Origin of the sequence: Streptomyces luteogriseus (genome assembly GCF_014205055.1) — a bacterium.
Lineage (GTDB): Bacteria > Actinomycetota > Actinomycetes > Streptomycetales > Streptomycetaceae > Streptomyces > Streptomyces luteogriseus.
The window spans coordinates 8,494,534-8,515,673 of sequence record NZ_JACHMS010000001.1; the positions used below are offsets into that span (position 1 = coordinate 8,494,534).

18 protein-coding genes and 2 pseudogenes are annotated in these 21,140 nt (G+C 70.6%); 12 read left to right on the top strand and 8 right to left on the bottom strand.

Annotation, left to right across the window (positions count from 1 at the left end; genetic code table 11):
- Positions 1 to 244 precede the first annotated feature (244 nt).
- The 5 genes and pseudogenes from BJ965_RS37780 to infA all read left to right on the top strand — a co-directional run bounded on the left by BJ965_RS37780 (position 245) and on the right by infA (position 5,226).
- Positions 245 to 1,660: a family 2B encapsulin nanocompartment shell protein gene (locus BJ965_RS37780; protein WP_184916238.1), complete on the top strand. Its 1,416-nt coding sequence runs from the start codon at positions 245 to 247 to the stop codon at positions 1,658 to 1,660.
- A gap of 78 nt (positions 1,661 to 1,738) precedes the next feature.
- A pseudogene (locus tag BJ965_RS37785) lies at positions 1,739 to 3,060 on the top strand (family 2 encapsulin nanocompartment cargo protein terpene cyclase).
- 15 nt (positions 3,061 to 3,075) lie between these two features.
- The gene (locus tag BJ965_RS37790) at positions 3,076 to 3,951 is read left to right on the top strand and encodes a geranyl diphosphate 2-C-methyltransferase (RefSeq protein ID WP_184916244.1); all 876 of its coding nucleotides are present in this window, start codon (positions 3,076 to 3,078) and stop codon (positions 3,949 to 3,951) included.
- Positions 3,952 to 4,210: 259 nt separating this feature from the next.
- On the top strand, positions 4,211 to 5,005 hold the full coding sequence (locus BJ965_RS37795) for a GNAT family N-acetyltransferase (protein ID WP_184916248.1): 795 nt from the start codon (positions 4,211 to 4,213) through the stop codon (positions 5,003 to 5,005).
- Positions 5,002 to 5,226: a translation initiation factor IF-1 gene (infA, locus tag BJ965_RS37800; protein WP_007386266.1), complete on the top strand. Its 225-nt coding sequence runs from the start codon at positions 5,002 to 5,004 to the stop codon at positions 5,224 to 5,226. Before BJ965_RS37795 ends, infA begins: the two co-directional genes overlap by 4 nt.
- A gap of 114 nt (positions 5,227 to 5,340) precedes the next feature.
- On the opposite strand, the gene BJ965_RS37805 is transcribed toward infA, so the two are convergent.
- Both BJ965_RS37805 and BJ965_RS37810 read right to left on the bottom strand, forming a co-directional pair.
- A complete protein-coding gene (locus BJ965_RS37805) occupies positions 5,341 to 5,817 on the bottom strand; it encodes an ATP-binding protein (RefSeq protein WP_184916251.1) in 477 nt (158 codons plus the stop codon).
- Positions 5,818 to 5,927: 110 nt separating this feature from the next.
- Positions 5,928 to 6,299, bottom strand: a complete 372-nt coding sequence (locus BJ965_RS37810) for an STAS domain-containing protein (protein ID WP_313667654.1) — start codon at positions 6,297 to 6,299, stop codon at positions 5,928 to 5,930.
- Positions 6,300 to 6,460: 161 nt separating this feature from the next.
- Between BJ965_RS37810 and BJ965_RS37815 the strand changes: the two genes are divergently transcribed.
- Both BJ965_RS37815 and BJ965_RS37820 read left to right on the top strand, forming a co-directional pair.
- Complete coding sequence (locus tag BJ965_RS37815) at positions 6,461 to 6,925, top strand: ATP-binding protein (RefSeq protein ID WP_184916254.1); 465 nt, start codon at positions 6,461 to 6,463, stop codon at positions 6,923 to 6,925.
- Positions 6,926 to 6,982: 57 nt separating this feature from the next.
- Positions 6,983 to 7,150, top strand: a complete 168-nt coding sequence (locus tag BJ965_RS37820; protein WP_097222720.1) for a hypothetical protein — start codon at positions 6,983 to 6,985, stop codon at positions 7,148 to 7,150.
- A gap of 230 nt (positions 7,151 to 7,380) precedes the next feature.
- Here BJ965_RS37820 and BJ965_RS37825 read toward each other — a convergent pair whose 3' ends face one another.
- A complete protein-coding gene (locus BJ965_RS37825; protein ID WP_184916257.1) occupies positions 7,381 to 8,862 on the bottom strand; it encodes an extracellular catalytic domain type 1 short-chain-length polyhydroxyalkanoate depolymerase in 1,482 nt (493 codons plus the stop codon).
- Positions 8,863 to 9,228: 366 nt separating this feature from the next.
- Between BJ965_RS37825 and BJ965_RS37830 the strand changes: the two genes are divergently transcribed.
- Positions 9,229 to 10,722 (top strand): tannase/feruloyl esterase family alpha/beta hydrolase, encoded by a 1,494-nt coding sequence (locus BJ965_RS37830; RefSeq protein ID WP_184916260.1) that lies wholly within the window; start codon positions 9,229 to 9,231, stop codon positions 10,720 to 10,722.
- A 409-nt stretch (positions 10,723 to 11,131) separates the two neighbouring features.
- Positions 11,132 to 12,331, top strand: coding sequence for a S8 family peptidase (locus BJ965_RS37835; RefSeq protein WP_184916263.1), 1,200 nt, complete (start codon positions 11,132 to 11,134; stop codon positions 12,329 to 12,331).
- Positions 12,332 to 12,411: 80 nt separating this feature from the next.
- On the opposite strand, the gene BJ965_RS37840 is transcribed toward BJ965_RS37835, so the two are convergent.
- On the bottom strand, positions 12,412 to 13,917 hold the full coding sequence (locus tag BJ965_RS37840) for a cryptochrome/photolyase family protein (protein WP_184916266.1): 1,506 nt from the start codon (positions 13,915 to 13,917) through the stop codon (positions 12,412 to 12,414).
- A gap of 229 nt (positions 13,918 to 14,146) precedes the next feature.
- On the opposite strand from BJ965_RS37840, the gene BJ965_RS37845 reads away from it, so the two are divergent.
- A complete protein-coding gene (locus BJ965_RS37845) occupies positions 14,147 to 14,722 on the top strand; it encodes a hypothetical protein (RefSeq protein WP_184916269.1) in 576 nt (191 codons plus the stop codon).
- Positions 14,723 to 14,730: 8 nt separating this feature from the next.
- On the opposite strand, the gene BJ965_RS37850 is transcribed toward BJ965_RS37845, so the two are convergent.
- Together BJ965_RS37850 and BJ965_RS40625 are read right to left on the bottom strand one after the other, a co-directional pair.
- Complete coding sequence (locus tag BJ965_RS37850; RefSeq protein ID WP_184917980.1) at positions 14,731 to 15,642, bottom strand: MerR family transcriptional regulator; 912 nt, start codon at positions 15,640 to 15,642, stop codon at positions 14,731 to 14,733.
- A gap of 173 nt (positions 15,643 to 15,815) precedes the next feature.
- Positions 15,816 to 15,983: pseudogene (locus tag BJ965_RS40625) on the bottom strand (IS5 family transposase); the annotation flags it as partial.
- 255 nt (positions 15,984 to 16,238) lie between these two features.
- Between BJ965_RS40625 and BJ965_RS37855 the strand changes: the two are divergent.
- Entirely contained in the window at positions 16,239 to 16,772 is a 534-nt protein-coding gene (locus BJ965_RS37855; RefSeq protein ID WP_184916272.1) for a 2'-5' RNA ligase family protein, read from the top strand.
- A gap of 155 nt (positions 16,773 to 16,927) precedes the next feature.
- Positions 16,928 to 18,472, top strand: coding sequence for a fused MFS/spermidine synthase (locus tag BJ965_RS37860; protein WP_184916275.1), 1,545 nt, complete (start codon positions 16,928 to 16,930; stop codon positions 18,470 to 18,472).
- A 26-nt stretch (positions 18,473 to 18,498) separates the two neighbouring features.
- On the opposite strand, the gene BJ965_RS37865 is transcribed toward BJ965_RS37860, so the two are convergent.
- Both BJ965_RS37865 and BJ965_RS37870 read right to left on the bottom strand, forming a co-directional pair.
- Complete coding sequence (locus BJ965_RS37865) at positions 18,499 to 19,260, bottom strand: hypothetical protein (RefSeq protein ID WP_246546241.1); 762 nt, start codon at positions 19,258 to 19,260, stop codon at positions 18,499 to 18,501.
- Positions 19,257 to 20,912 (bottom strand): serine/threonine-protein kinase, encoded by a 1,656-nt coding sequence (locus tag BJ965_RS37870; protein ID WP_184916280.1) that lies wholly within the window; start codon positions 20,910 to 20,912, stop codon positions 19,257 to 19,259. Before BJ965_RS37870 ends, BJ965_RS37865 begins: the two co-directional genes overlap by 4 nt.
- Positions 20,913 to 21,140 lie beyond the last annotated feature (228 nt).

A 21,140-nucleotide genomic window follows, 5' to 3' on the forward strand; every position in this document is an offset into this window, starting at 1 on the left:
AGTGCCTCCCGGGCGAGGAGGTGTCGATCTCACGTCGCGGACCGATAAACCGCATTCAACAGATTGTCACTGCTTCGAGGTAAGCGGCTCGTCTTCCCGGCGGATACGGCCTGCCCAATGGATAGCTTCTGCAGGTGGGCGGATCCGTGTGGTTCTTCCCGCTCGTTGTCCAGTCCTCCCTGTCTCCCCGTCGGCGCACCCGTGTGCCGTCGGTCGCCCCGCTGTGCAAGGAGAACCGCCTCCGATGACCGTCGAGAGCATCCCGGAAACCGAGACCAGCCGCGCAGCGCCGCAGCAATCCCTGAGCACGGCCGCCGCCCGCAACCTCGCCACCACCACCAAGTCCGTTCCGCAGATGCAGGAGATCACCTCCCGCTGGCTGCTGCGGATGCTGCCCTGGGTCGAGGCCGAAGGCGGCGCCTACCGGGTCAACCGGCGGCTGCGCCATACCGTCGGCGACGGGTGCATCGAGTTCGTCCAGGAGGGCGCCAGGGTCCGCGTCATCCCCCGGGAACTCGGTGAACTGGCCCTGCTGCGCGGGTTCGAGGACACGGACGTCCTCACCGCCCTCGCCGACCGCTGCACCCAGCGCGACTTCACGGCCGGCGACGTCCTCGCCGAGCGCGGCAGCTCCGCGGACGGGATCCACCTGATCGCCCACGGCCGGCTCAGCCAGACCTCCGAGGGCAAGTACGGCGGAGAGATCGCCCTCGAGGTGCTCGCGGACGGTGACCGCTTCGGTGAGAACGCCCTGCTGGACTCCGACGCCCGCCACGACCGCACGGTCACCGCCGAGACCTCCGGCACCCTCCTCACACTCACCCGCGCCGACTTCGCCGCCGTGCAGGCCTCCTCGCCCGCCCTCCAGGCCCACGTCGAGGCGTACACCTCTCGTGCGCGGCACCGGCAGAACAAGCACGGCGAGGCCGAGATCGCCATGTCGGCAGGCCATGTCGGGGAGGCGGAACTGCCGGGCACCTTCGTCGACTACGAACTGGAGCCGCGCGAGTACGAACTCTCCGTGGCGCAGACCGTTCTGAGGATCCACTCCCGGGTGGCCGACCTCTACAACGGGCCGATGAACCAGACGGAGGAGCAACTCAGGCTCACCATCGAGGCCTTGCGTGAGCGTCAGGAACACGAATTGGTCAACAACCGCGAGTTCGGGCTCCTGCACAACGCCGACTTCAAGCAGCGCATCCAGCCCCACTCCGGCCCGCCCACCCCGGACGACATGGACAATCTGCTCTGCCGCCGCCGCGGCACCAAGATGTTCCTCGCCCACCCCAGGACCATCGCCGCCATCGGGCGTGGCTTCAACGCGTGCGGTCTGTATCCCGACCATGTCGACCTCGGCGGACAGTCCGTCCCCGCCTGGCGCGGGGTGCCCATCCTGCCCTGCAACAAGATCCCGATCAGCAAGGAGCAGACCAGCTCCATCATCGCGATGCGCACCGGCGAGAAGAACCAGGGCGTCATCGGCCTGCGCAAGACCGGACTGCAGGACGAGTACGAACCGGGGCTCGCCGCGCGGTACATGGGCATCAACGAACAGGCGATCATCTCCTACCTCGTCAGCACCTACTACTCCGCCGCGGTGCTCCTGCCCGATGCCCTGGGTGTGCTGGAGAACGTCCAGATCGCCCCCAGGCCCCACTGAAGCCCTCACCCGCGCGGCAGGTCCACCTCCGGTCACCTCCACGCGTAACGGAGTCCCCCCCGCAGCAAGGAGCCGCCGATGCCCGACTCCGGGCCCCTCGGATCGTCACCCCCTGAGCAGCAACCGACGCCGCCCACAGCCGTGCAGGACGCGGCCCGCCGGTGGTGCACCACGTTCCGGTCCCGCCGACGGCCCCGCAGTTCCTCGGCGCACTGCATCCGCCGGTCCCGATCCCCGGCCCCCCACCACCACCGTCCCCCTCCGCCGTACGGGACACGCCTGCCGTTCCCGCGGCCGACTCCGCCCTCCAACGGATCCTGCGCGGACCGACCGGACTGGGCACGACATCGCTCTCCCTGACCCGCGGAGACGCCCCTTCGCTCCCGGACCAGGTGCCGTCGGCTCCCGCCGCGCCCGCCGAGGGGCGAGCCGTCCCCGGCCTCTACCACCACCCGGTCCCGGAGCCCGACCCCGTACGCGTCGAAGAGGTGAGCAGCCGGATCAAGCGGTGGGCGGAGGACGAGGTCCAGCTCTACCCCGAGGAGTGGGAAGGGCAGTTCGACGGCTTCTCCGTCGGCCGCTACATGGTCGGGTGCCACCCCGACGCCCCCACGGTCGACCACCTGATGCTCGCCACACGGCTGATGGTCGCGGAGAACGCGCTGGACGACTGCTACTGCGAGGACCACGGCGGGTCACCCGTCGGTCTCGGCGGGCGCATCCTCCTCGCGCACACCGCGCTCGACCAACTCCACACCACCGCGGAGTACGCGCCGGCCTGGCAGGAGTCGCTCACCTCGGACGCCCCGCGCCGGGCCTACCACAGCGCCATGGACTACTTCGTCCGCGCCGCCACGCCCTCCCAGGCCGACCGCTACCGGCACGACATGGCCCGGCTCCACATGGGCTATCTCGCCGAGGCCGCCTGGGCGGAGACCGATCACGTCCCGGAGGTGTGGGAGTACCTGGCGATGCGCCAGTTCAACAACTTCCGCCCCTGCCCCACGATCACCGACACCGTAGGCGGCTACGAACTGCCCGCGGACCTGCACGCCCAGCCGGACATGCAGCGGGTCATCGCCCTCGCCGGCAATGCCACCACCATCGTCAACGACCTCTACTCGTACACCAAGGAACTCAACAGCCCGGGCCGCCACCTGAACCTGCCGGTGGTGATCGCGGAACGCGAGCAGCTCTCCGAGCGCGACGCCTATCTGAAGGCCGTCGCGGTCCACAACGAACTCATGCACGCCTTCGAGGCGGCCGCCGCCGACCTCGCCGCGTCGTACCCCCTGCCCGCCGTGCTGCGCTTCCTCAGGGGCCTGGCCGCCTGGGTCGACGGCAACCACGACTGGCACCGCACCAACACCTACCGCTACAGCCTGCCCGACTTCTGGTAGAGAACGGATATCTCTGTGACCACTGAAACGACCTCCCCCGTCACCGCGAAGATCCCGGCCCCGGCGACGCCCTACCAGGGGGACATCGCCCGCTACTGGAACAACGAGGCGCGACCGGTCAACCTGCGCCTCGGCGACGTGGACGGGCTCTACCACCACCACTACGGCATCGGTGAAGTGGACCACGCCGCGCTCGGCGACCCGGCACACAGCGAGTACGAGAAGAAGCTCATCGCGGAGCTGCACCGGCTGGAGTCGGCACAGGCAGAGGCCCTCATGGACCACCTCGGCGCCATCGGACCCGAGGACACCCTCGTCGACGCCGGCTGCGGCCGCGGCGGATCCATGGTCATGGCCCACCGTCGCTTCGGCTGCAAGGTCGAGGGTGTGACGTTGTCCGCCACCCAGGCCGACTTCGGCAACCGGCGCGCGCGAGAACTGCGGATCGAGGACCACGTCCGCTCCCGCGTGTGCAACATGCTCGACACGCCCTTCGAGAAGGGCAGCATCACCGCTTCGTGGAACAACGAGTCGACCATGTACGTCGACCTCCACGACCTCTTCGCCGAGCACTCCCGCTTCCTGAAGGTGGGCGGCCGGTACGTGACGATCACCGGCTGCTGGAACCCCCGTTACGGCCAGCCGTCGAAGTGGGTCTCCCAGATCAACGCCCACTTCGAGTGCAACATCCACTCCCGCCGTGAGTATCTGCGCGCCATGGCCGACAACCGGCTCGTGCCGCAGACCATCGTCGACCTCACCCCGGACACCCTGCCCTACTGGGAGCTTCGGGCCACGTCCTCGCTGGTCACCGGGATCGAGGAGGCGTTCATCGAGTCCTACCGGGACGGCTCCTTCCAGTACGTCCTGATCGCCGCCGACCGCGTGTAGGCCCGGCCTCGCGGGGCCGGGACCGCACCGAGGGCCCCGGCCCGCGACCCGGGCATGCCGAACGACCCTGCGGAAAAGGCTTTGAGCGAGGAGACGGCCCACTGCTACTTTCGCGGTGGACCGTGACATCGTCGTAGGGAGGTGAGCCCCGTGAACACAGTTACCCGTGGGTGCTCCCTCAACCCGTCACGGTCCGGCGGCTGACGTTCGGTGTCGCCAGGAGCGCCTGAGATCGAGGCACTCCTGGAGGGAGACTCCGATGAACACAAAGCCCTTCACTTCCGGCCTGGGCGAGAACGCGGTGGTGATCACGCGTGTCGCGGACAGGCAATGGCACGCACTGGATGACGACCTGGTGGTCGGCCGCGGGCATGCGGAACACCGGCCCGACGGACGCTTGTTCGTCAGCATCGACGCCTGGCACGACACCGCCTTCGACCTGCTCGCCGAGGCGATGTCGGCGGAACTCCCGGCACCGCTGTACACGGTGGTCGACGAAGCCGACGTCGAGCTGACGACCGGCTGGAAGCGGGCCGGTTTCACGATCCGGCGCCGCGAGTGGGAGTACGTCGTGCCGACCGACCCGAGCGTCACCGGGCTCGACGACGTCCTGCCGCCTCCGGGCGTGACGATCGTGCCCGCCGGCCAGGCGGACGAGAGTCGGCTGCGGGCGGTGGACCGCGCGATCCGTGACGAAGTCGAGGCGACCGTCGGGTGGCAGTCGATGCCCGCGGAGGTGGTTCCCCGCGCTCAAGGCGACACCGTCGTCGACCCGTCGAAGTACGCGGTGGCCGCGGGACCCGACCGCTACCTGGGTCTGATCCGGGTGGTGAGGGTGAAACGTCCGCGCATCGGACTGGTCGCGGTCCGGGCCGGCGAGCAGCGCCGCGGCATCGCGCGGGCGCTGCTGGCCCACGCGCTGGGGACGCTGCACCGCTCCGGGGCCACCGCGGCCTGGGCCGAGGTCAACGAGTCCAACCGAGCGGCCTCGGCGCTGTTCGAGGGCATCGGCGGCGCCCGGCCGATGAGCAGCAACCTGGAGCTGGTGCGATGACGCGGAACAAGAACGTCATCGAAGTCGAGGGCAAGGTCGTCGAGTGCCTGCGCAGCGCCATGTTCACCGTGGAGCTCGAGAACGGCCACCAGGTGCTCGCGCACATCAGCGGGAAGATCCGCAAGAACTACATCAAGATCATGCTGGAGGACCGGGTGCTGGTGGAGCTCCCGCCGTACGACCTGACGCGCGGCCGGATCGTGTTCCGATACCGGAACTAGCGGCGGTCGGCACCTTCCGAGGTGGCTGATGCAGGGACCCCGGTCACGGCGATTTCGTGAGCGGGGCCCCGACGATGGCGCACAGGGCCGCGCCCAGGGCGTTGTCCCGCCGTATCACAGCTTCTGGCGGCCCGCCGGAGCGCCGCCGGGGTCGTCGGCGAGCATGACGTCCGCCGTGATGCGTTTGCCGACCGGCTCACGGTGGATGGCGAAGCTGACGCAGATGGCGGCGACGATCTCCAGGCCGTGCTGGCCGATCCGGCTGGGGTCGGGAGCAAGGATCGCCGGCAGGGTGGTGCTGCTGTCCCAGACACTGATCCGCGCGGCCCCGTCGGCGATCTCGAGTGTGAGCAGGCAGGGGCCCGGGGCGTACTTGCGGGCGTTGGTGACCAGCTCGCTGACCACCAGCTGCACCATGCCCATGGCCCGGCCGGAGACCGGAAGTCCGTGTACCGCCTGCACACGCGTCAGGAAGGAGCGGGCCAGGTCCCGGGCTTCAGCGATCCCCGTGTCGTCCTCGAAGGCAGCGGACACGGATATGGCACGGGTGGCCAGCGGATGCCCGCCGTCACCTTCCTCTTGCTCGTCCATGCAGTTCGCCGTGTCCCTCGATCCTTTGTCCAGCACGGGCAGCGCATACCCACAAAGCGCCGGGCAATGCCGGTCACCGTCCGTGTGCGACATCACTGCCGGCGCCTGGGTCAGAGGTCGGAGTGGAGGGCCTGTTCGGTGGTGGGGTGGCAGGTGATGACCGTATCGATGCCGACCAGCTGCAGGACGCGCAGCACCGACGGCTGGGCGCCGGCGATGCGTACCCATCCCTCTGCGCTGCTGACCCGTCGGTGGGTGGCGACGAAGACGTTGATGCCGCTGGAGTCCATGAAGGTGACATCGGTGAGGTCGGCGACTATCCGCGGCGGCACAGCCCCGCTCTCGGTGAGCAGGGCTGCGCTGAGCACGTCCTGGACGTCGTGGTCGATCTCGCCCCGTAGTGTCACGACACGGATGCCCTCGACGTCGCGCTGCTCGGCATGGAGGCGTCCGTGCCGGTCCGTTCTTTCCCTGTGGGCCACTTTTTCCTCGACTGCGATCTAGGTGCCCCAGGACGGGACGCGTCCGGGTGATCCTTCCCCGTGCCCCCGGCCGCATGCACCCACGTGACGGTCGTGACCTCGACGGGGGCATGTTCGGCGGGACTCGGGGTACCGGCTGGCGAACGGGGAAGGCGGGGCCAGTGGAATCTGAGACCGACGGTGGCGGGTGTACGACGCTGGAGGAGCATCTGATACGGGTGGGTTTCGCTCTGGGGGGCGACGACGGCTGCATCGCGGACGCCCGCCAACGCGCCATCGCCTTCCTGGAACAGGCCTGCGAGGACTACGGCTTGACGGTACCTGTCCGCGCGAAGCACCTCACCCAGCTGGTGGTCAGCGAACTGGTCACCAACGCCTACAAGTACGCCCCCGGGCCCGTCCTGGTGGAACTGGGCCTGACCACGCGGGCGGTGGAAGTCGTCGTGTGGGACAGCGATCCCAAGGTCCCGGCGCCCCGGACGGCTGATCCCGGCCGGATCGGTGGCCATGGCCTGGAGATCGTCAAGGCGGTGACCGATGCCCTGTCCGTCCACCGGGAGACGGTCGGCAAGCGCATCGCAGCCCGCATCTCCCTGCATGGTGCGTCCAAGGCACCATCAGGGTGACTGCGAAGGCGGAGGCGGGGCATACGGGCTTCACCCCCAACGAGAGGAGCTCGTTTCATGCTCGGCATAGTCGCGGCGGTGTTGTTCTTCTTCGCGTTCCTGATCAACGCGGCAGAGATCAGCACCAACGACGTGTTCTCTTCGACGAACGTCATGCTGCTGGGACTGTTGTGCCTCGCTCTCCAGGTGGCCGGAGTCGGCGGCGGCTGGGCCCGCAGACGATGACCTCCCGCTCTGCAGATCCGGTGGCATGCGTTCCACGGATCTGCAGAGCACACGCGGGAAACCGATCCCTCCGTCCCCGAGGAGATCGCCGCACGCTCGGGAACAGGGGCTCGCGCGCCTTGATTCCGAGGCGCAGAGCTGAGGCCGTACGAGGACGGGCGCCAGCGGTGTCAGGGGCCGACGTGCCAAAGGGCGGTGTGATGCCGCGGCGTGACGTGGGCGGCTGAGGGTCAGTCCGGACAGCCCGCGTCGTCGATGACGTAGTGACCGGGCGCCGTCTGCCTGAGGGTGTGACCGGTGAAGGTGTTCCACAGCCCCATGGCCTGGCCCGAACCCTTGGCGTAGGCGTGACCGCCGCTCCGGTAGGCGCGGCCGGCGGCTGTGTGCTCGTAGTTGTCGGCCGTGTGACACGTGGGCGTGAAGCCGGTGGCTGTGGCCGCCACGGCGGGGGAGGCGCTGCCCGTCTCACCGGCGGTGTCCACGGCGGTCGCCGTACAGCGGTATGTCGTGCCGGCGGCCAGGCCGGTGTCGGTGTAGGAAACCGACGTCGTACGGCCCACCTGTGTGCCGTCGCGACGGACGGCGTACGAGGCCGCGCCTGCGACCGCCTGCCAGCTCGAGGAGACCGTGGTGTCGGTGGTACCCGTGACCGTCAGCCCGGTGGGCGCGGGCAGGGAGCCCGTGTCCTCGTCGCCGTCGAGCCCCCAGAAGCGGGCGGTGTGGTAGCTGGAGCAGATGGAGTCGAGGTAGTAGGTTCCGGCGCTGCCGCACTGTTCGGCGCCGCTGCCCGGGTCGACGGCCAGTCCGTGCCCCATGCCGGAGACGGTGTAGACCTCGACGGCGGAGCGGCCGGAGGCATCGTCGTACACGCTCAGCGTGGTGCCCCCGCCGAGGCTCTCCGTACGGGACGGCGTCTGGCCGATGCCCCACACGTTCGTCCACTGGTCGCGCAGCTCCGTGGCGTTGGCCGGCCGCACGGTGGTGTCGGCGGTGCCCTGCCAGATCGCCACGCGCGGCCAGGAGTGCGTGCCGGCCGGAGCGGCCGAACGCACCGACTCCCCCCACTGGGCGGGGCTCTTGTCCGGCGGGCTGTACATGCAGGTGTACGCCGTGGACACACTGCTCGCGCAGTGGGCGGGCAGTCCGGAGCCGATCGCCCCGCCCGCGAAGACGTCGGGGTAGGCGGCCAGCATGTTCGCCGTCATGGCGCCGCCGGCGGACAGGCCGGTGATGTAGACGCGCCGGGTGTCGCCGCCGTACAGCGCGACGGCCTTGTCCACCATCTGCTTGATCGACAGCGCCTCACCCCGGCCGCGTCCGCTGTCGCCCGGCTGGAACCAGTTGAAGCAGGAGTTGGCGTTGTTGGCGCTGCTGGTCTGGGGCAGGACCAGCGCGAAACCGTAGGCGTCGGCGAACTTGGGCCAGCCGGAGTGCGCGTAGTAGTCGTTCGCACTCTGCGTGCAGCCATGCAGGGCGACGACCAAGGGGGCCCCGGCGGGCAGAGCGTCCGGCGCGTAGGTGTACATCGACAGGTTGCCGGGGTTGGTGCCGAACCCGGTGACCTGGGTCAGACCCGCGGCGGATGCCTGGGGGCCGGCAGCGAGCAGCCCGCCGGTCAGGGCGAGAGCCCCGGCGGCGGTTGCCCATCGGCGCAGGCCTCTGACGAGGGCCCGGGCCCGTGAGAAACGGAACGCAGGATGCGACTGTCCCATGACGACTGCCTCCTGATGTGGGGGGAGCTCGCCGGTACCGGGGGAGCGGCGACGAGCGTGTGGCGTGCATCATCGGTGTGCGCGTCCCGACGGCGGCATGGGTGGGACAGCCACGCGTGAAGAGAACCTGTGTGACGGCGGTACATTTCCCGGCTCGTGCACGGCCGTGTATGGCAGCAGTCGACAGAGGGGGCAGGAGCTCCCGGACCCGCCCCCGCCCACGGTGGTAGGGCCGATCCGCTCAGCGTCCGGTGGTGCCGACAGCTACGCAGCGGCCCCGGATGGTGTTGGGCGGCCCCATATGTGGCAGCCGAACGGCGCCATAGCCTCCCGCGCATCCCTGTACCCGACCGCGGAGGCTCACCCATGCGGCTCACATCCCGCCCCCCGGCCCGCTCCTGGCTCCGCGGCGGTTCGGCGGGCCTGGCCCTGGCCGCCCTCACCTGCACGCTCACCGCCTCGCCTGCCGAACCCGCCGAGCCTGCCGAACCCGCCCCACCCGCCGCGGCGGCACCGGCCGGCCCGGGCGGCATCCACTGCATGCACCCCACCCGGGTGCGCGTACCGGGCGCCGAGCATCAACGCGTAGCCTGCCTCGACGAGTTGACCACTGCGGGCACCGTCGCATCGGGTCACACCGACCCGGCCGACTGGGCGGGCCTGACGCCCAGGGATCTGGCCGTGCCCAGCGGAATACCCGGCCTCCAGATCGACGGCTACTTCCCGGACACGTCCACCACCAACACCAACAACGGCTGGAACCACGACGCCCAGTTCGTCATCCGTCTGCCCGACCGGTGGAACGGCGGTCTGGTGGTCGCCGGCACCCCCGGCAACCGGGAGCAGTACGCCAACGACCGCGCCATCGCCGACTGGGTGCTCTCCCGCGGCTACGCCTACGCCGCCACCGACAAGGGCAACACCGGCCTGGCCTTCTACCGGGACGGCAAGGAGCCGGGCGACGCCATCGCCGAATGGAACGACCGGCTCACCCAGCTGACCCGGGCCGCCCGCGCCACGGTCGCCCGCCACTACCGCCGCCCGCCGTCACGCACACTGGCGACCGGCATGTCCAACGGCGGGTACCTCGTGCGCTGGCAGTTGGAGAACCATCCCGGCCTCTACGACGGGGGAGTCGACTGGGAGGGCACCCTGTGGCGCTCCGACGGGCCCACCCTGCTGGACTTCCTTCCCCAGGCGCTGCGCAACCACCCCGTGTTCGCCACCGGTGGTGAGGGAGCCGACGCGGCACGCAGAGCTCTGCACACCGCCGGCTTCCCGGCAGGGTCCGAGTTCCTCTGGCCGTACCACCACAGGGTGTACTGGGACCTGACCCAGCGCATCTACCGCGAGGAGCTGGATCCCGGTTTCGACGGCCCGGCCGAGGCGGGCACGCCCTTCTGCGCGCCGGGCACCCCGGCCTGTGACGCCGACTACGACTACGCGGCCCGGCCCCGCGAGGTCCGCAAGGCCATGGAGAAGATCGCTCTGACCGGCCGGATCGGCAAACCGCTGATCACCCTGCACGGCACCCTGGACGTCCTGCTGCCGATCACCCAGGACTCCGACGTCTACGCCCGCATGGTGCGCCAGGCCGGCCGCGACCGGCTGCACCGCTACTACCGCATCGAGGGCGGCACCCACACGGACGCCCTCGTCGACACCCACCCGCACCGCCTGCGTCCGCTCACGCCATGCCATCGCACGGCCTTCACGGCCCTGGAGAACTGGCTCATGCACGGACACCGCCCGCCGGCCTCCCACACCGTCCCGATGCCCGGACAAGCAGACGCCGCGACACTCCTGAACGCCTGTCCCCTGGACGCCCGCGGCGACGCGGCTCCTCCGTTCACGCCCTGAACGGCCGTTCGCGACCGCGGGCGGCGGCGCGTGTCAGGCCGGGGTAACGAATCGGCCTGGTTCTCGCTGCCGGGCGCGGTCCGCCACACATTTTGTGTTGAACAAGATGTTGGTCCGCAATCGCTTGCTGTGGAACTGGCGCTGTCTACCCAGATTGTTCGGAACCACCGCCACCCCGGGCGCATGGTCACACACCCTCGACACAACGTCCGTATGAGCGTCCGGCGTGTGATGAAGAAGCGCGCTGGGAGCGTGGCCGGTTCGTGCGCAACTGACCTGCTGAAACGGCGTGGGTTGGCGTGAAGCTCTTGATCTGAGCACATCAATGAGTCAGGTTCGAGGCGGACCGAACGCGGTTCCGGTCCGAACCCCCACACCCCCCACGAAAAGTGACGAGGAGAACCCTCACATGTCAGCTCGCGCATTCACACGCAGAATGCAGGTCCTCACCGCCACGGCCGTCGTCGCAACCCTGACGACCTTCGGGACGGCCCACGCACAGATCGCTCCCGAACCCGCTCCCGCCGAGGGAACCGTGTACGGCCTCGGCGCGAAGGGAGCCGTACCCGGCAGCTTCATCGTCACGCTGGACGACAAGGTGAACAAGCCCTCGCTCGCCAAGGAATACGGCGGCAAGCTCCAGCGGACCTACACCGCTGCCCTCGACGGCTTCTCCGTCGGCGGCCTCTCGCCCGCCGAGGCCAGGCGTCTCGCCGCCGACCCGTCGGTCGCCAAGGTGGTGCAGGTCAAGAAGTTCAGCATCAACGCCACCCAGGACAACCCGCCCTCCTGGGGCCTCGACCGCCTGGACCAGGCGGACACCGCCGGCGACAGCAAGTACGCCTACCCCGACAGCGCGGGCGAGGGCGTGACCGCGTACGTCATCGACACCGGCGTGCGCACCTCGCACAAGGACTTCCAGGGACGGGCCGCTTCCGGCTTCGACGCCGTGGACAACGACAACGACGCCAATGACGGCAACGGGCACGGCACCCATGTCGCCGGCACGATCGCGGGCACATCCCACGGTGTCGCGAAGAAGGCGAAGATCGTCGCCGTCCGAGTGCTCGACGACAACGGCTCCGGAACCACCGAACAGGTCGTCGCCGGCATCGACTGGGTCACCAAGAACCATCAGGGCCCGTCCGTCGCGAACATGAGTCTGGGAGGTGGCGCCGACGAGGCCCTCGACGAAGCCGTGGGCAAGGCCATCGCGGCCGGCGTCACCTTCGCCGTCGCCGCGGGCAACGAATCCTCCGACGCCGGTCAGGGCTCCCCGGCCCGCGTGAAGGAAGCCGTCACCGTCGCGTCCTCGACCAAGGACGACAAGCAGTCGGACTTCTCCAACTACGGCTCGGTCGTGGACGTGTACGCCCCCGGCTCCGACATCACCTCCGCGTGGAACGACAGCGACGAGGGCACCAAGACCATATCGGGCACGTCCATGGCGACGCCGCACGTCGTCGGCGCCGCGGCCGTCTACCTGGCGGGCCACAAGGACGCCACGCCGGAGCAGGTCGCCAAGGCGCTCACCGACGGCGCCACACCCGACAAGATCTCCAACCCCGCCCAGGGAACCGCGAACAAACTGCTGAAGATCGTCGAGTAGCCGCCCCCGACCCACGCTCGCCGTGCCGTCCTGACGAGGCACGGCGAGCGCCGTCGGCACCGTGCGCCGGGGCCGCCTTGTCACGGCACCCCGTCGCCCCGCCGCTGTTCCTGGCGCAGCACCTCGTCGAGGTCGGCGAGCCGGTCCAGGCCCTGCACCGCCCGCCGCATCCGGGCGTTGCCGGACAGGCGGTGCCGGTGCCGGTGCAGGAAGGCCCAGTACCCGGCGGTGTACGGGCATGCGCGAGCGCCGGTGCGCTGGGTCGGCCGGTAGGCGCAGCCCTCGCACAGGTCGCTCATCCGGTGGATGTAGGCGCCGCCCGAGGTGTACGGCTTGGTGGTCATCCGGCCGCCGTCCGCGTACTGGGACATGCCGACCACATTCGGCAGCATCACCCAGTCGTAACCGTCGACGAAGCAGCGGTGGAACCAGTCGGTGACGGCGGCCGGGTCCCAGCCGCGCTGCAGGGCGTGGCTGCCCAGCACCATCAGCCGGGGGATGTGGTGCGTCCACCCGGTGTCACGGACCTGGGCGAGCACCCCGGAAAGACAGCGAGCGGTGACCGCGTCCGCGTCGAGTCCGGTGAAGTAGGCCGGCAACTCCCGTGTGTGCCCGAGGGCGTTGCCGTGCCGGTAGTCGTCGCCGAAGTGCCAGTACAACTGCCAGACGTACTCACGCCATCCCGCGACCTGGCGTACGAACCCCTCGGCGCTGTTCACCGGAACGGCGCCCTCACGCCAGGCCCGTTCGGCACGCTCCACGCACTCGGCCGGGTGCAGCAGTCCCAGGTTCATCGAGGACGACAGCAGACTGTGGGCCATCACCGGGTCACCGGCCAGCATCGCGTCCTCGTACGGCCCGAAAGCGGGCAGCCGGTGCGCCACGAAACGGCGCAGCGCCGACAGGGCCTCGCGCCGGGTGGCGGGAAAACGGCGGGGACCGTCCCGGCCGACGAACCGCACCACGCCCTCGCGCTCCCACCGCTCGAGGTCCTCCCGCACCTCGGCGTCGATGTCGTCCTCGCGCGGCCGGTACGGCCCCGGCACGTCCAGTGCGGTGGCGCCCCGCGGCGGGGGCTCGCGGTTGTCGTGGTCGTGGTTGAACCGGCCCCCGGCCGGGCGACCGCCGTCCATCAGCAGGTCGTGCCGTTCGCGCACCCAGCGGTAGAAGTTCTCCTGGAGCAGCCGTCCGCCGAGCCCCTCGGCCCAGCCGGCGAACTCCTCGTGCGCGACCAGGAAACCGCGGGCGGGCAGCACCCGCACTCCCGGCAGGGAGCGCACCAGTCGCAGCGCCGCGTAGGAGGTGGGGTGGCACACGGTCACCGGTGCGTCGCCCACGGCGCGGCGCAGGCCCTCGCGGTACGTCTCCACCCGCACGTACGTCACCCGCTCACCCAGCTCCGCCGCACGGTGCCGCATCGCCGACAGCACCAGATGGGCCTTGGCGCGGTGAAATCGTCTGCGTCTGAAGACCGAACGTGCCTCGATCATCACCACGGGCGCCCCGCGGTCGGGGCCCTGTCCACTGCCGGGGGTGAGGAAATGGGGTCCGAGCTGGTCGCCGAAGAGCCAGTGCGCGGTGGCCATGGCAGGAAGCCTTCCGTCGAGCGGGGCGTGCGTGCGGGCGGTGGAGGGTTCGTCCGCCGGACCGGGACCGGATGCGGTCGGCCGCCGTGCGTCGCCCGTTCGGATGCCGGCGAACGGCCCCGGCACACCGCCCTCCGCTGGTTGCCGCGGTGTCCTCCTGACACCTGTCAGGAGGAGACCGCAGGTCAGGCCGAGTACGTTCCCCTTGCTCCCTCAGGAAAGGAATGGCATGGCCAGACTGAAGCGTTACGCGTCCCTCGCAGCTGCGGCCGCGGCCCTGTTGACGGTGGGATCGGCGGGCCCGGCATCCGCGGAGACGACACACACCCGGGCGGTCTTCGCCGAACAGGCCCGGGCCGCCGGACTCGGCCAGGACAAGGCCGGTGCTCTGCAGGCCAAGGTGGACCGCTACCTGGCCCGCCAGGACGGACGACAGGTATCGCCGAACGAGATCGTCCTGACCGACGGTGCCAGGCTGACGGTCACCGTCCCCGGCGAGCAGTACGTGCGTGACCTGAGCACACCGGCCGCGAGCCGTACCGCGGCCCAATGGGAGTGCGACTACGAGTACTTCTGCATGTACCGTCAGACCCTCGGCATGGGCGACCGACTCGCCCTGTACAACTGCCAGGACTACGCGCTGCAGAACTGGACCGGCGACGGCTCCTACTACAACAACCAGACGCGCGGTACCCGGGCACTGTTCAAGAACCAGAACCGCACCGTCATCGACGTCACCCTCGGAGCCCCCTTCAGCGTGGCGAGCTACAACTGGACCCCCGTCTGGTACGTCAGGCCCTGCTAGGCCGTGTTTCAGGTGGCGGGTGGCTCTTGGGCGGATAGTTCTTCGGCCAGTTCCATACAGCGCAGGCGGGCTGGGGAGAAGTCGTAGGGCATCTTGCCGATGGCTTCGAACGCGCTCATGGAGTCAGCCTCCCGCCTGCCGGAGCCGATGACGGCCTCGCCCTCGCCGTCATCGGCGGTAGCAGGGTGCATGGTGTCCCAGGCGTCGAAGAGGGCATCGTCGTCCTTCGCCAGGCCCGACTCCTCGATGACGGCCCGCAGGGCGCTTTCGAAGGCGTGCCGCTCGACGGCCACCTGAGCCACCCGCGGATCATCGACGGCGACGCTGTCATCGAGTGCCTCCTCGGCGTCATCGATGCGGTCGGAGTCCTCCCGCAGAGTGGGATGCGTAGCCAGGACGACGAAGCGGGCGGTCTGGACGGCCGCGCCGAGCGGGCCGAGGATCCGCTCAGTGACCAGCAGACTGTCCAGGTCCGCCTGACGCAGGGAGCCCTCGGGCAGACTCTTGAGACGGTCGGTGACGAATTCGGAGAGCAGGCCCATCCGGCTGCCTTCGGTGCGCATCCGCTGCACAGCGGTCCGCTGCCGCCGCAATTCCGCCTCCTGCTCGGCGAGGGTTTCCTCCAGCCGCTCCAGGACGCCCGCGATACCGTCTCCGCTGTCCGCACCGGCGGAAGCCGTGCCGGTGGTAAAGGCGTCACGGATGTCGTCCAGGGCGATCCCGGCGTCGGCCGTCTTGCGAATCCACAGCAGTCGGATCATGTCCTCGTACCCGTAGCGGCGCCGGTCGTCGCCGCCCCGCTCAGGCTCGGGGAGCAGGCCGATCTCGTGGTAATGGCGAATCGCCCGCGGCGTGGTGCCGACGAAGGCCGCCGCGTCACCGATCTTGACCTGGCGAGGTGGCATGAAGGACATGAGCAGGGACCTTTCCTCAAGGGACCGGGACGTAAGTCCACCGGACCACATGCCGCTACGGAAGGTGCAACCCCATACACACCGCCCCGCGCCGATGCCGGGAAACGCGCCCTTCCTCCGTAATGACCGCAGGCCCGTCCTTTCCTGCTGGGGCATCCGCACGACGGCAGACTGAGGGTTCACAGCCACTGATGAATCGCCGCGACCTGAACCGTCGCCTCGAACCGGACCGCAAGTTTGTCGCACGGGGTCGCCACGGCCCCGTGCTGCTCGAGACGGCTGATCCCGCACTCGACCGCATGCCGGGCCGTGCAGTCCTCACGATGGAAGACGGGCGGACGGCCCCCGCCACGGAACTCCGGTCCGAACCCGCCACCGCACACCGCCCACCAGCCGCCGACAGCCAGGCCACCTGCGACTTGTGCACCGCAGGCAGCAACGACTCCAGCACCGACCACTGCTCAGGGGGCAGCCTCGTGCGGCGTACACGACAGCGCCGGGCCATCCTGTACGTCAGGGCCACGCCATGAAGACGTCCAGGCCCCCGGGGCCCGCGGCCCTGTCGGCGCTGCCGTGTAGGTGATCGCCGGTAGGCTGCGGGGGTGCGCACGGTCGAGCTCTTGTTGGACGAGGCGGCTGAGCAAGCGGTCCGGGAGGCCTGGCGGAGGCTCGCGGACGCGGGGCTGCCCAGCCAGGCACGTCACCGCTCACCGACCAACAGCCCGCACCTGACTCTGGCCGCGTGCCCGGAACTGACCGCCCCGATCCGCTGGGAACTCGCCGAGGTGGCCGCCGCCCTGCCGCTGCCGGTGCGGTGCACCGGCGTGGTCCGCTTCGAGCGGCCCACCTCGGTGCTGGCCTGGGCGCTGGACCTCGACCCCCCGCTGGCCGCGCTGCACCGCCGGGTGTGGGAGGCGGTGGCCTCGGACAGCCCGCCCGCGACCCTCAACCCCTTCCACGAACCCGGGCGTTGGGCCCCGCACATCACCCTCGGCCGGACCCGCCGAGCCGGTGCCTTCGCGGGCCGGCGGGTCCCCGAGCTGCTGCCGGCACCACCGCTGTCCATCCGGCTCACCACCCTGCGCAGCTACGACACCCAAACCGGCGCCCTGGAGGTGCTGCAACCTCGCCCCTGAGCTCCTTGCCACGGGGCCGACTCGGGATGACCGGCGGCGGGCGCACGCTCCCCCGACGCGGTGCCCGATCCACTTCTGCCGACCGCAAGTCACGCTGAGACGCGGAGAGATGACGGTTCGCACGGTGCCGTTCGGTCCGTGCGCCGCGTGCAAGAATGTCGCTCGTGACCGACCCGTCTTCGTCGCCCGCCGCCGAGGGCGAGCCGGGCCGTGCCGGTCTGGGCCCCCGTGCCGCCGCGATGCTGGTGTTCGGTTCATCGGCAGCGGTTCTGGTGGTCGAGATCGTCGCGCTGCGGCTGCTCGCTCCCTACCTCGGCCTGACCCTCGAGACCAGCACCATGGTGATCGGCATCGCGCTCACCGCCATAGCCTTCGGCTCCTGGCTGGGCGGGCACATCGCGGATCAGGTCGATCCCCGTCGGCTCATCGGCCCCTCGCTCGGAGTGTCCGGAGCGGTCGTGGCGCTCACCCCGTCCGTCCTGCGCACCACAGCGGAGTGGGCACCAGCGGTGCTCCTGGTGATCGCGTCCCTGACCATCCTGGTGCCGGGCGCGCTGCTCTCCGCGGTGACGCCGTTCGTGACGAAGCTGCGTCTCACCAACCTGGCGGAGACCGGCGCGGTGGTCGGCCGCCTGTCCGGAGTCGGTACCGTCGGCGCCATCGTCGGCACCGTACTCACCGGCTTCGTCCTCGTCTCGAGGTTGCCGGTCAGCGCGATACTGCTCGGCCTCGGTGCACTGTTGGTGGCCGGCTCGGCGTGGGTCGAGTGGCGAACGCGCGGGTGGCGTGGCACCCCCGCCCTGACACTGGTGGTCCTGGCCGGCGGCCTCGGCGTCACCGTCGCACCCGGAGGCTGCGACGTGGAGACCAAGTACCACTGCGCACGTGTCGTCGCGGACTCCGCCGGAGGCGACGGCCGCACGCTCGTTCTGGACGGCCTGCGGCACTCCTACGTCGACGTCGACGACCCGACCCGTCTGAAGTTCGAGTACGTGCGCGCCATCGCGTCGGCAGTGGACGCCGCCTTTCCGCGAGGTGCACCACTGGCCGCTCACCATCTGGGCGGCGGCGGACTCACCCTGCCCCGTTACCTCGCGGCCACGCGGCCCGGCACGCGCAGCCTCGTCTCCGAGATCGACGGCGGGGTCGTGGGCATCAACCGCGAGCGACTCGGACTGCCGTCCCAGGCCGGCATCGGCGTGCGCGTCGAGGACGGCAGGCTGGGGCTGCGGCGCCTGGACACCGGCAGCCGTGACCTAGTCGTCGGCGACGCCTTCGGAGGCGTGAGCGTGCCGTGGCACCTCACCACGGTGGAAGCGATGACCGACGTACGGCGGGTACTCGTCGAGGACGGGCTGTACGTCGCCAACCTCATCGATCACGGTGGTATGGACTTCGCCCGCGCCGAAGTGGCCACCCTGGGTGAGACCTTCGAGCACGTCGCCGTCCTCGGCGAACCCGCTGACATCGGCCAGGGCCCGACGGCCGGTTCCAGGGGCGGCAACCTGGTGGTGCTCGCCTCCGACCGACCGCTCGACCTCCGCGCGACGCAGAAGGAGCTGGACGCCCGGCAGACCGGCTGGAAGATCACCACCGGCGGGGACCTCGGCTCCTGGACCGGCGACGCCCCACCGCTCACCGACGATCACGCACCCGTCGACCAACTCCTGCAGCCGCACGGTCCGCAGACCGGCGAGTGACACGAAAACCGGGCCGGGCCGAGCGGTCAGGGGCACGTGTACGTGAAACGGGTGGCCGCCGTGTGCTCGGGCCCGGACAGGATGCGCAGTTCGGCCCGGGCCGTCTGCTGTCCCGGACCTTGGAACGTCCACCGCAGATGGAGCCGTGCCCGCTTCTGTCCCCGGACCGTCCCCTCCTCCAGGACGCCCGAGGCGGTGCCGTCGCTTCGAACCCAGCGGTAGGACAGGGTGCCCGGACGGCCGTTGGTCGTGACGAGGGCGACGATGTGGGCGGTGCCGTCGCACCCGAGGGCCGTCGGCCGGGCCGTGACCGTGATCCCGTCGACCCTGAGCGGCTGCCCGAGCCGCTGCCAGGCGAGGAGCGCGAGAACGCAGAGCACCACGACCACGGGCAGTGTGTGCCTGCGCAGCCGTCGAAGCCGGGGTGTGGAAGGCGGTGTCGCGGCGGGCATCCGCTGGGTGCGATGCGCGGCGGAGGCGGTCACGCCAGGGCCGAAGCGAAGCACGGTGCCCTCGACACGGTCGGGCGGCGTCGATCGCTCCTCCGCCGCCGCCTCGACAAGCGTCTCGTCCGTCGCGGGGCGCTGTATCCAGTGGCTGGCCAGCACCGTGGCGCTGTACTCGGAGTCGGCCGGGCCCGGCTCACCGCTCCGGGCGCGGCTGCTGCCGAGTGCCTGAGTCGGCCGGGCTTTGGACCACAGCACCTCGGTGGGCCCGTCCGCGGGTCCCGGCTGCGCGTTGGGGTCACCGGCGGGAGCGGGAGCGTGCTGGTCGTCGTGTGCGGTCATCGGAGATCGCACCGCCTCGTGAGGAGCTGCTGCGAGGCGCCCCCGTCGGCGGAGCCCGGGGTGGTGGTGGCCTGAACCGCCCAATAGCAGCCCAGGCCCTGGAACGTGTGGTCGACGGTGAGGGTGTACTGGGTGGCGCCGCTGCGCTCGAAGGTCTGGGACGGCCCGTCCGCAGTGCCCAGCGGGCCCGCCGTGCGGCCGGTGAACCAGGAGACCGTGATCGAGACCGGCCCGGTGCCGTCCGTGGTGATTCCGATGGTGGCCGTGGCGCTGGTCGGACCTGTCTGCCGGAAGGCCGACACCACGACGTCCTTGACGGAGGGTGCGGCAGGTGGGGTGGAGGTGGTGGCCGTCGGCGTTGCCGCGGTGGCCGGACCCTCCGGTGCGGTGGTCGCCTGGCCGCCGGAAGAGGTGGCGGGGGCCGGGGGCTCCTCCGGACCGGTGGTCTCCGGGCCCGAGGGCGACGACAGGGAGGGTGACGGCGACACGCTCGCTGACCCGGTGGGCGTGATGGACGGAGAGGGCGAGGAGGCGGTGGCGGCGGGCGGAGCGGCCCCGCTGTCGCCGGGCCGGGCACTGGTGGTGGCCAGGGCCTGCGCCTTCTGCTGCGCGGCGGTCCCCGGTTCGAAGGGGATCCCGAGGGTCAGAAGGACACCGAGAAGCGCTGCGCCGGCGGACACGAGCAGTCCCGGCCGACCGGGCAGCCAGGACCGTGCCCGGCCGAGCCCCGGCCGGCGGTGCAGGACGGTGCGCGCCGTGTCCGTGGTGCTCCGGGGGGCCTCGTGTGACGAGGGAAGGAGCAGCGGCAGCAGGGCCACCAGCGCGGCGAGCCGGCCCCGGCCGCGTTCCTCCCAGCCGGGGCCGTAGGCGGTGCCGGCGGCGGTCTCCAGTTCCGCGACGAGGTCCTCGGCACGTGCGGGCCGTTCGTCAGGGTTCTTGGCCAGGCCTCGGCGCACCAGGTCCCGCACCGCCTCGGGGGCCTCCTCGGCCGGCACGGGTGCGTCCACGTGCTGAAGCGCGAGTTCGGCGATGTTGTCGCCCAGGTACGGCTTGTGGCCCGTGAGGCATTCGAAGAAGGTGGCCGTGGCCGCGTACACATCGGCGGCGGGAGAGGCGGGAGCGCCGGTCCACTGCTCGGGGGCCATGTAGGAGGGGGTCCCGGCCACACCCGAGCTGGTTCCCGCATCCACCGCGATGCCGAAGTCGACCAGCTTCGAGCACCCACCCGGCGTGACGAGGACGTTCTCCGGCTTGTAGTCGCGGTGGACGACGCCGATCCGGTGCGCGTCGGCCAGCCCGAGCAACGATCCCTTGAGGATGACGAGCGCGGCCTCGGGATCGAGCGGGCCCTCCCGCTTCAGCAGCGAACGCAGCGAGACGCCGTCGACCAGTTCCATCACGATGGCCGCGCCGTCCGGGCTCTCCACGTACTCGTACAACCCGGCGACGTACGGGCTGTCCAGCCCGCCCAGCAGCCGTGCCTCCGCCCGGAAGTCGTGCACGAAGCCCGGCCGGGTGCGCAGGGACTCGCTGAGGTACTTCACCGCGACCGGAACCCCGGTCTCCTCGTGGACGGCCAGGACGACCCGCCCGCTCGCCCCTTCCCCGAGCTCGAGCGACCCGGTGTATCCGGGCACTTCCCATATGTTCATCGCATCCCCCCTGGGCGACCGTCCGGCAGCGGCCGGCCCCGCACTCGAGGACACATCTTTCGGCCACCGCGGTTGCGTGGCCAGAAGTACGCGCGAGGCGTGCCCGGACCGTGACAGAACGGTGGAGAAACGCGCCGGAGTCCGGAAGCGGCAGCAAGGGGCCTGCCCGTCGCAGGGGGAGGGCGGCCGGCATGGGCAACAAGGGTGTCGACCGGCCGGACGGGGAGC

Excerpts from the sequence above, each read along its gene's own strand:
- BJ965_RS37825 (WP_184916257.1), bottom strand. The coding sequence starts at position 8,862 with ATGGGACAGTCGCATCCTGCGTTCCGTTTCTCACGGGCCCGGGCCCTC.
- BJ965_RS37805 (WP_184916251.1), bottom strand. The coding sequence starts at position 5,817 with ATGGACGAGCAAGAGGAAGGTGACGGCGGGCATCCGCTGGCCACCCGT.
- BJ965_RS37870 (WP_184916280.1), bottom strand. The coding sequence starts at position 20,912 with ATGAACATATGGGAAGTGCCCGGATACACCGGGTCGCTCGAGCTCGGG.
- infA (WP_007386266.1), top strand. The coding sequence starts at position 5,002 with ATGACGCGGAACAAGAACGTCATCGAAGTCGAGGGCAAGGTCGTCGAG.
- BJ965_RS37795 (WP_184916248.1), top strand. The coding sequence starts at position 4,211 with ATGAACACAAAGCCCTTCACTTCCGGCCTGGGCGAGAACGCGGTGGTG.
- BJ965_RS37820 (WP_097222720.1), top strand. The coding sequence starts at position 6,983 with ATGCTCGGCATAGTCGCGGCGGTGTTGTTCTTCTTCGCGTTCCTGATC.
- BJ965_RS37835 (WP_184916263.1), top strand. The coding sequence starts at position 11,132 with ATGTCAGCTCGCGCATTCACACGCAGAATGCAGGTCCTCACCGCCACG.
- BJ965_RS37840 (WP_184916266.1), bottom strand. The coding sequence starts at position 13,917 with ATGGCCACCGCGCACTGGCTCTTCGGCGACCAGCTCGGACCCCATTTC.
- BJ965_RS37865 (WP_246546241.1), bottom strand. The coding sequence starts at position 19,260 with ATGACCGCACACGACGACCAGCACGCTCCCGCTCCCGCCGGTGACCCC.
- BJ965_RS37860 (WP_184916275.1), top strand. The coding sequence starts at position 16,928 with ATGTCGCTCGTGACCGACCCGTCTTCGTCGCCCGCCGCCGAGGGCGAG.
- BJ965_RS37845 (WP_184916269.1), top strand. The coding sequence starts at position 14,147 with ATGGCCAGACTGAAGCGTTACGCGTCCCTCGCAGCTGCGGCCGCGGCC.
- BJ965_RS37830 (WP_184916260.1), top strand. The coding sequence starts at position 9,229 with ATGCGGCTCACATCCCGCCCCCCGGCCCGCTCCTGGCTCCGCGGCGGT.
- BJ965_RS37780 (WP_184916238.1), top strand. The coding sequence starts at position 245 with ATGACCGTCGAGAGCATCCCGGAAACCGAGACCAGCCGCGCAGCGCCG.